This window comes from Dactylosporangium sp. NPDC006015 (assembly GCF_040614215.1).
GTDB lineage: Bacteria > Actinomycetota > Actinomycetes > Mycobacteriales > Micromonosporaceae > Dactylosporangium > Dactylosporangium maewongense.
Window position 1 is genome coordinate 26732 of the sequence record NZ_JBEXUD010000077.1, and the last position, 8626, is coordinate 35357.

Below are 8626 nucleotides of genomic sequence, written 5' to 3' on the forward strand. Positions count from 1 at the left end.
AGGACCGCGCAGGCGCGCCGCATCCCGTGGCCACCCGCCGTCGTGGCTGGGCGGCCCTTCCCATCATGATCCGGTAAACCTTGTGCACCCAGGGCTGCACAAGGTTTACCGGATCATGGGAACGGATGCGCCCGGGCTTGCGGCGGGGCCGATCGGGGCCGATCGGGGTCGCCGAAGAGGCGGGAGAGACGCGGTGGTCGGCCACGTCGGGCACGCGTGAGCGGTATCCGGCCAGCGGCACGCGCGGCCGTGCGCCGCTCGCGGCGCATTGGGGTCCGGGTGAGAATCCCCGGCGGGACCCGCCGCGCCAGCGGTGGGGCGGCGAGCCCATGGCCGAAGGCCACAGGCGGGTGACAGCGTTATGCGAAGGCGTCGGGGCGGCGGTCGAGGAGCTTGTAGAGGGTCTGCTGGATCGTCTCGCGGACCTGGTCGGCGAGGTTGAACACGACCATCGGGTCGTCGGCGGAGTCGACGAAGTCGGCGGTGGGGATGGGCTCGCCGAACTCGATGAGCCACTTGCTCGGCAGCGGCACCAGGCCCAGCGGGCCCAGCCACGGGAAGGTCGGGGTGACCGGGAAGTACGGGGCGCCCAGCAGGCGGGCGAGGGGGCGCAGGTTGCCGATCAGCGGGTAGATCTCCTCCGCGCCGACGATGGAGACCGGGACGATCGGCGTGCCGGTGCGCACCGCCGCGGAGACGAAGCCGCCCCTGCCGAAGCGTTGCAGCTTGTACCGCTCGGCGAAGGGCTTGCCGATGCCCTTGAAGCCCTCGGGGAAGACGCCGACGAGCTCGCCCTCGCCGAGGAGGCGTTCGGCGTCGGGGTTGCACGCGAGGGTGGCGCCGGACTTGCGGGCCATCTCGGACAGGACCGGGAGGCGGAAGACCAGGTCGGCGCCGAGGAGCCGGAGGTGGCGCCGGGCGGAGGTCTCGTCGTGGACGGCGACGGAGAGCATGAGGGCGTCGAGGGCGACGGTGCCGGAGTGGTTGGCGACGACGAGGGCCGGGCCTTCCTTGGGCAGGTGCTCGACGCCGAAGACCTCGGTGCGGAACCACTGGTTGTACAGGGGGCGCAGCAGCGGCAGGAACACGCCGTCGGTCAGGTGCCGGTCGAACCCGAAGCCGTCGACCTCGTAGTCACCGGTGAGGCGTTCGCGGACGAACGCGAGCGCGCCGGCGACCCGGTCGTCCCACTGGTCGGGCAGCGCGGGCTCGGACGCCGCGGCGTCGGACCTCGCGGCACCGGGCGCCCTGGAGCCGGGCACCGCACGGTCCGTCGCGGCAGTGTCAGGCAGCGCGGCGTCGGCCGCCGCAGCGTCCGGATCCGCGGCACCGGGCAGCGCGGCGTCGCGCTCCGAGGCACCGGGCAGCGCGGGGTCCGGCGGCGTGGCGTCGGGGTCGGGCAGCCCTGGGTCAGGGGAACCAGGGTCGGTCATGAGCCCGCCTCCAACGCGGCGCGCGCCGCACGGGTCCGTCGGAAGCCTTCGAGCAGGGTCTGTTCGACGGCGCGGATACGGTCCGCCGGCAGCGCCTCGCCGGAGCGGCGGCTGCGGACGAACTCTTCGAAGGCCTCCGCCGTGGTCCTGGGCGTGAACCCGAACTCGCGGACGAGCCTGCTGGTGTCGACGACCCGGCCGTGGACGAACAGGTCGAGCTGGTCCAGCGACACGATGCCGCGGCCGAGACCGGCGGCGATGCCGAGGCCGGGCTCGAGGACCGGCATGGTGATGCGTCCGGCGCGCCGGATCGCCTGCGACAGCGTCAGGGTGCCGCCGCCGGCGACGTTGAACGTGCCGGGGTGCGACTCGGCCACGGAGCGGTGCAGGACCTCGAACGCGTCGTCGACGTGCAGGAACTGCAGGCGCGGGTCGCGGCCGAACACGGTCGGCACGACGGGCGCGGCGAAGTACCTGGTGAGGCTGGTGTCGACGGTCGAGCCGATGAACGGCGCGAAGCGCAGCACGGTGGCACCGACGTCGGGGCGCCGGCGGCGGAAGCCGCGGACATAGCCCTCGATGTCGAGGACATCCTTGGCGAAGCCGCCGCGCGGGATCTCCCGCGGCTCGGTGTCCTCGGTGAAGATCGCCGGGTCGCGGAAGGACGCGCCGTAGGCCGCGGTGGAGGAGCGGACCACCAGCTTGCGCAGCCGGGACGCCTGCTGGCAGGCGGCAAGCAGCTGCATCGTGCCAATGACGTTGAGCTCTTTCATCGCGGCGCGGCCGCCGTGCTGGTCTGCGGCGGTGGTCACCGCGAGGTGCGCCACCGCTTCGACCCGGGCGTCGACGATCACCCGCAGCACCCCGGGGGTGCGCAGGTCGACCTGGTGCACGTCGACGTCCTTGAGGACGGTGGCGAGCTCGCCCGCCGGTGCCGTGGCGTCGATGCCGACGACCCGCTCGATGCGCGGGTCCTTGGCGAGCCTGGCGGCCAGGTGTGCGCCGAGATATCGGCCCACCCCGGTCACCAGGACTACCCGTGGCGTCGTCACAGCGTCACCTCCGAGCCGGGGCGGACCGCCGACGCGTTGCTACTTGCCGAGACGACGACGCTGGACGCGGGTCTTGCGCAGCAGCTTGCGGTGCTTCTTCTTGGCCATACGCTTGCGGCGCTTCTTGACCACCGAGCCCATACGGGTATCTCCTCGAAACAGCGGAACGCGTGCCATCGCTGGCACGCCGAAGACATGGTTAGCGGCTCCAGCGTAGCCGCACCCCCGCGTGATCGGAAAAGCGGGCCCACCATCAGCGGCGAAACGTGCGACTTACGCCGTTTCGCGGAACGCCTCGCGCAGATACGCGTCGACCGCGTGCTCAGGCACCCGGAACGACCGGCCGACCCGCACGGCGGTGAGGTCCCCGGCGTGAACCAGGCGGTAGACGGTCATCTTGGACACTCGCATCAGGGTTGCGACCTCGGCAACCGTGAGAAACCTGACCTCGCCCAACCGGCCTTCGGTGGTGTGTGGCGTGCTAGACATCGCGACCTCCGACCAGCGTGCTCGCCAAGCTGATGAATCAGCGTGTTATCAGTACGGTAACGGTACTGCTGTGACTTGCGCCCTCGCTTCGTCGGATTCTTTGCTGCCAAGGTCAAGTCGGGCGCGGACACACCGCGCGACGCACCACGACTCGCCGTGCGGGTCACTCGGTGCGCAGCGCGACCACGGGGTCGAGGCGGCCGGCGCGCTGGGCCGGCACGACGCCGAAGACGATGCCGACGGCCGCGGAGACCCCGAACGCCAGCGCGAGCGACCACCACGTGATCGCGGCCGGCACGGGCGACAGCGCGGCGACGACCAGGGCGGCGCCGATGCCCAGACCCATCCCGATGAACCCGCCGAGCGTCGTGAGCAGCACCGCCTCGAGCAGGAACTGCACGCCGATGTCGCGGGGCCGGGCGCCGACGGCCTTGCGCAGCCCGATCTCCTTCGTGCGCTCCCGGACGGAGACGAGCATGATGTTGGAGACGCCGACCCCGCCGACGAGCAGGGAGATCCCGGCGATCGCGGCGAGGACGCCGGTGAGCACCCCGAGGATGTCGCCGAGGACGCCGAGGATCTGCTCCTGCGTGACGGCGCTGAACTCGGTGCCGGGGTGCCGGCGGGCCAGCTCGGCGATGATGCGGGCGCTCAGGTCGTCGATCTCGTCCCGGTTCGGGGCCTTGATCGCGATGCCGTCGACCCGGTTGGTGCCCAGCAGGCGGTGCGCGGTGGTGATCGGCACGTGGACCTCGTTGTCGCGGTCGACGCCGAGGCTCTGCCCGAGCTTCGCGAAGACGCCGATCACCCGGAAGCGCACGCCGGCGATGGTGACCTGCTGGCCGACGGCGTCGCGGTCGCCGAACAACGCTCGCGCGACGGTCCACCCGAGGACGGCGACGCGGCGCTGGGTGTCGACGTCGCTGCGGCTCAGGTACGTGCCGCGGGCCAGGCTCCGCACGAACACCTGCGGCGTGGTCTCGATGACGCCGTTGATGGTGGCGAACGTGTCGACGTTGCCGGCCGCGACGGTCTCGCCGGAGGCGACGGTGACGGCGACCCGGTTGCGGTCCCCCACGATCTTCGACACGGCGTCGACGTCGGACAGGTCCATCCGCGACACGGACGGCGCGGAGCCGAGGCTCACCTGGCCGGGCAGGACGATGAGGAGGTTCGAGCCGAGCCCTTCGACCTGCCGTTCGATCTGCTGCTTCGTGCCGGTGCCGATGGCCACCAGCACGACCACCGCCGCGACGCCGATGATGACGCCGAGCATGGTCAGCGTCGAGCGCAGCCGGTTGGCCCGCAGCGCGTCGATGGCGACCCGCCACGCCTCCGCGAACCTCACGAGACGCCCTCATCAGCGGTGGGGGCAGCGGGCGGGACGTCGGTGGACACGATCACGCCGTCCCGCATGACGATCTTGCGGTGGGCGCGGTCGGCGACCTCGTTGTCGTGGGTGACGATCACCAACGCGACGCCCTGCTCGGCGTTGAGCGTCTCCAGCAGGGCGAGCACCGCCTGGCCGTTGCGGGTGTCGAGGTTGCCGGTCGGCTCGTCGGCGAGCAGCACCTGCGGGTCGGTGACCAGCGCCCGGGCGATCGCGACCCGCTGCTGCTCGCCGCCGGACAGCTGGTTGGGCCGGTGGTCGAGCCGGTGACCGAGCCCGACCCGCTCCAGCATCGCCACGGCGCGGCGGCGCCGCTCGGAGGCGCGCATCCCCCGGTACACCAGCGGCAGCGCCACGTTGTCGACGGCGCTGGTGCGGGCCAGGAGGTGGAAGGACTGGAAGACGAAGCCGATGGTCTCGTTGCGCAGCCTGGCCAGGGCCTGCGGGTCGAGGCCGGCGACGTCGCGCCCGCCGATCCGCAGCGACCCCGCCGTCGGCCGGTCCAGGCCGCCGAGCAGGTGCATGAGCGTCGACTTGCCGGACCCGGACGGGCCGATGATCGCGACGTAGTCGCCCGCGTCGACGGTGAAACTGACCCCGCGCAGTGCCGGCACGGTGACGCCGTCCAGCGCGTACTCCCGCGTCACGTCCTGCACGACGAAAGCGGGGCTCATCGGGTCAGGTCCATGCCCTGCTTGACCTTGTCGGTGCCGCGGATCACGACCCGGTCGCCGTCGGCGACGCCGTTGAGCACCTGCACCCGGTCCTGGCCGGCGACGCCGACGGCGACGGGCGCCTGGACCGCCTTGCCGTCTCGGACGAGCCAGACGACGTCCTTGCCGCCGACGTTGAACACCGCGGCCGCCGGCACCGTCACCGCGTCGCGGATCTGCCGGACCTGCAGGTGCGCGACCGCGTTCATGCCGGGGCGCGGCGCCGGGGCGGCCCGCCCGTCGGCGAAGGTGCCCCCGCTCAGCGTGAGCCGCGACCGGTACGAGACACCCCCGCGCGCCGACGCGGACGGCAGCACGTCCGCGGACGTGACCGTCGCCTCGTAGGTGGCGCCGGGTGCCGCGTCGAGCTCCACGCGGGCCGTGACGCCCGGCTCGACGAGCAGGACGTCGGTCTCGTCGATCTCCGCCATCAGCCCGAGCTGCGACACGTCGACGACGGTGAGGATCGCGGTGCCGGCGGCCACCTGCCCGCCGACCGGGACGGCCGGGTCGACCCCGGGGCCGGAGGCGCCCGCGGTGCCGGCGGCGGCCGGAGCGGCACCCGCCGGAAGCGCCGCGCCGAGCAGGTCGGTGATGGACGGCGCGGCGGCGGCCGACGTGCCGCCGAGCTGGACGACGCCGCCGACGGGCGCCCGCAGCGTCAGCGCGTCGACGGTCGACTTCGCCAGGTCGTACGCGGCCTGCGCCTGGCTGCGCTGCGCCGTCGTCAGGGCGGCCATCGCCTTCGTCACGCTCGCCAGGCCGCGCTGCACGGCGCTGATCACGGCGCGGGCCGAGGCGGCCGCCTCCTGGTACGACCTCTCGGCGAAGTCGATCTGGGCGAGAAGGCCGGCCCGTACCGTGGCATCGGCGATGGCCTGAGCGGCCTTGCGTGCCTCGCCGAACGCCTTCGCGGCCGCGTCGTCGGTCTTCTTCTGCGTCGCCGACAGGTTCTTGACGCCACCCCCTCCGCCGCCGGCGCCCTTGAGCGCTTCGAGGGCCTCCTCGGCGCCGCGCAGCCGCTGCTGTGCCGACGGGGAGTCCACGACGGCCAGCACCTGCCCCGCCGTCACGGTGTCGCCGGGCCGCACGGCCAGGGAGGCGAGGGTGCCGTCGGCGGCCGCGGTCAGCGTCGCCGCGGCCCGCGCGGTGACGGTGGCGGGTGCGTCGACGACCTCGACGACGTCACCGCGGCCGGCGGTGCCGAGCCCGATGCCGTCGTCCTCGTCGGAGCAGGACGCGCCGGTGAGCGAGAAGACGGTCAGGACGGCGACGAGCAGCTGAACACGCGGGGGGACGCGATTCACGCCCGTAAGTCTGCCACGGGCATTCAGGCGTGATTGCGGACGTACTTGACGCAGTCGGTGGCGACGTCGTCCCACGACACGCCGTAGGCCTTCGGGGCGGCGTCCTGCAGCGCGACGCCCTGCCTGGCGGCCAGGTCGAAGAACTCCAGCATCTTCGCCTCGCCGAAGCGCTCCACCATGCGGTTGACCGCCATGTACGCGACGCCGTACCGGCCGCTGACGTCGGCGGACGTGGTGCCCTCCGGCGGGTCGTCCATCGCGATCTCGTTCTGCCAGCGGCCGCTCTGCACGTACTTGCGCACCGACGAGACGTCGTCGAACCGGCCGCCGAGGCCCTGCACCCGCACGTACTCGGCGATGCCCTCGACGAGCCACCACGTCTGGTCGTAGGCGCGCGACACCTTCGACAGGGTCACCACGTGCGTGAACTCGTGCCGCAGCACGTCCAGGGTCTCCTTCACGTCGACCCGGTTGGCGTTGAGCACGATCTCGGTGGCCTCGGCGGTCAGCGGCAGCGCGAAGCCGGCGACCCAGCTCTCCTGCCGGATGCCGTACCAGGTGGACCACTCCTCCGGCCCGGCCAGGTAGACGACGTACCGCGACGGCGGCGAGGTCCACTTCGAGTAGCGGTCGGACAGCTCGGCGGCCTTCTCGGCGGCGTTGAGCATGGTGGTGAGGCGCGAGGCGTACTTCGGGGTGGTCGCCATGATGACCCGCTTGCCGACGGCGACCTTGAGCTCGCTGCGCTCGAACGGCCGCGGGCCGAGGTCCTCGGCGGTGCCGAACTCGAGCAGCTTCACGCCGGCGGCGGTGACGCTCCACTTCGTCTTCGTCTCGAGGTTCATCGGGTCGCAGGTGGTGACGACGTAGCAGTACCGGACGTAGACGATCACGTCGGCCGTGCTGTCGCCGGCGACCTCGACCTTGTCCAGGACGCTCGGCTCCCACAGCTTCACCTGCAGCTGGCGCAGCGAGTTGAAGCGTTTGGTGAGCTCGTCGCGCAGCGCCGCCGCAGACGGGTCGACGGCCGCGACGAACCCGGCGGAGTCGCCGTTGAGCAGCGCGTTGCCCTGGTCGGTGAGCGCCTGCTTGATCTTGCCGTCGACGGACGCGGGTGGCGGCGTCTTCGGGGTGCCGCTGGCGCCGGGCCGGCCGTTCGCCTGGCCGGGGCTCTTCCCGGCCGGGTCGACGCTCTGCGCGCTGCCGGCGGTCCGCTCCCGGCGCACCGTCTCGAACGCGATCGCCGCGGGCGGCGTGACCAGCACCAGCGCGAGCGCGACGAGCAGCGCCATCCGCAGCCCGGTGAGCTTCCCGCGCCGCGGTGGCTCCGGTTGGTATGGGTGTCCGGTGTACGCCTGGGGGTAGCCGCCGGCGTGCGGCGGGAACATCTGCGGACCGGCCTGCGACGGCACACCGAGGTGCGGCCCGTGCTCCTGCGGCCGGTGCTGCTGCGGTACGAACGGGAACTGGCCGCTCGGGTGCGCCCCGGCCGGCGACGGTCCCGCCTGCCGCGGCACGACCGGGAACTGCTCCGTCGGCGCCTGGCCCGGCGGCGGCACGACGGGGAACTGCCCCGTCGGTTGGCCCGACCGCGGCACGACCGGGAACTGCCCGCTCGGGCGCTGGACCGCCGGCTGTGGCACGACCGGGAACTGGCCGGTGGGGCGCTGGACTCCGGGCTGTGGCACGACCGGGAACTGGCCGCTCGGGCGCTGGACTCCGGGCTGTGGCACGACCGGGAACTGGGCGGTCGGGTGTGATCCGGCCGGCGACGGTCCCGCCTGGTGGGGCACGAGCGGGTGCTGGGCGGTCGGGTGCCGGCCGGCCTGGGGCGGCACCACCGGGAACTGGCCGGTCGGGTGCTGGGCCGCGGGTGGCAGGGGCTCGCCGGGCATCGGCTGGCGCTGCGCCGGCGGCAGGCCGGTGGCCGGGCGCGGCTGGACGATCGGGTGCTGGCCGGTGTTGCCCATCCGCGGCGGGAACGGTCCGGCCGGCGGCCACGGCGCCACCGGCTGCGCCGACGTCCGCGGCCGCTCCTCGGCCAGCGGCTGCGGCGACGGCGAGTCCGGCGCCACCCACATCGGGGCCGCGACGGGCTCGCCGATCAGCTCGGCCGCCGCCGGCTCGGGCGCCCACTCGGCGGCCGGCCGGCACCATCGCGATCAAGCCCGGGGAGTCCGCCGACGTGCCCTTCACGGTCACCGTTCCGGACAACGCCACGCCCGGCGACTATGTGGGCGGC

The 8626-nt window shown here is 73.3% G+C and carries 8 protein-coding genes; all 8 read right to left on the reverse strand.

All coding sequences use genetic code 11. From position 1 onward, the window contains the following. Positions 1-359: 359 nt before the first annotated feature. Complete coding sequence (locus ABZ321_RS55835; RefSeq protein ID WP_354904844.1) at positions 360-1433, reverse strand: lysophospholipid acyltransferase family protein; 1074 nt, start codon at positions 1431-1433, stop codon at positions 360-362. Further along, positions 1430-2485, reverse strand: a complete 1056-nt coding sequence (locus ABZ321_RS55840) for an NAD-dependent epimerase/dehydratase family protein (RefSeq protein ID WP_344511584.1) — start codon at positions 2483-2485, stop codon at positions 1430-1432. The genes ABZ321_RS55835 and ABZ321_RS55840 overlap by 4 nt, the downstream gene beginning before the upstream one ends. A 39-nt stretch (positions 2486-2524) precedes the next feature. Next, a complete protein-coding gene (locus ABZ321_RS55845; protein ID WP_007465623.1) occupies positions 2525-2626 on the reverse strand; it encodes an AURKAIP1/COX24 domain-containing protein in 102 nt (33 codons plus the stop codon). Positions 2627-2758: 132 nt separating this feature from the next. Further along, a complete protein-coding gene (locus tag ABZ321_RS55850) occupies positions 2759-2974 on the reverse strand; it encodes a helix-turn-helix domain-containing protein (RefSeq protein ID WP_033363444.1) in 216 nt (71 codons plus the stop codon). Positions 2975-3137: 163 nt separating this feature from the next. Next, positions 3138-4322 carry an ABC transporter permease gene (locus ABZ321_RS55855; RefSeq protein ID WP_344511581.1) on the reverse strand — a complete coding sequence of 395 codons (1185 nt, stop codon included), beginning with the start codon at positions 4320-4322 and terminating at the stop codon, positions 3138-3140. Continuing rightward, entirely contained in the window at positions 4319-5038 is a 720-nt protein-coding gene (locus ABZ321_RS55860) for an ABC transporter ATP-binding protein (protein ID WP_344511579.1), read from the reverse strand. The genes ABZ321_RS55855 and ABZ321_RS55860 overlap by 4 nt, the downstream gene beginning before the upstream one ends. Then, the gene (locus ABZ321_RS55865) at positions 5035-6411 is read right to left on the reverse strand and encodes an HlyD family efflux transporter periplasmic adaptor subunit (RefSeq protein ID WP_354904850.1); all 1377 of its coding nucleotides are present in this window, start codon (positions 6409-6411) and stop codon (positions 5035-5037) included. Before ABZ321_RS55865 ends, ABZ321_RS55860 begins: the two co-directional genes overlap by 4 nt. Further along, complete coding sequence (locus ABZ321_RS55870) at positions 6408-8465, reverse strand: basic secretory protein-like protein (protein WP_354904848.1); 2058 nt, start codon at positions 8463-8465, stop codon at positions 6408-6410. Before ABZ321_RS55870 ends, ABZ321_RS55865 begins: the two co-directional genes overlap by 4 nt. Positions 8466-8626: the final 161 nt, after the last annotated feature.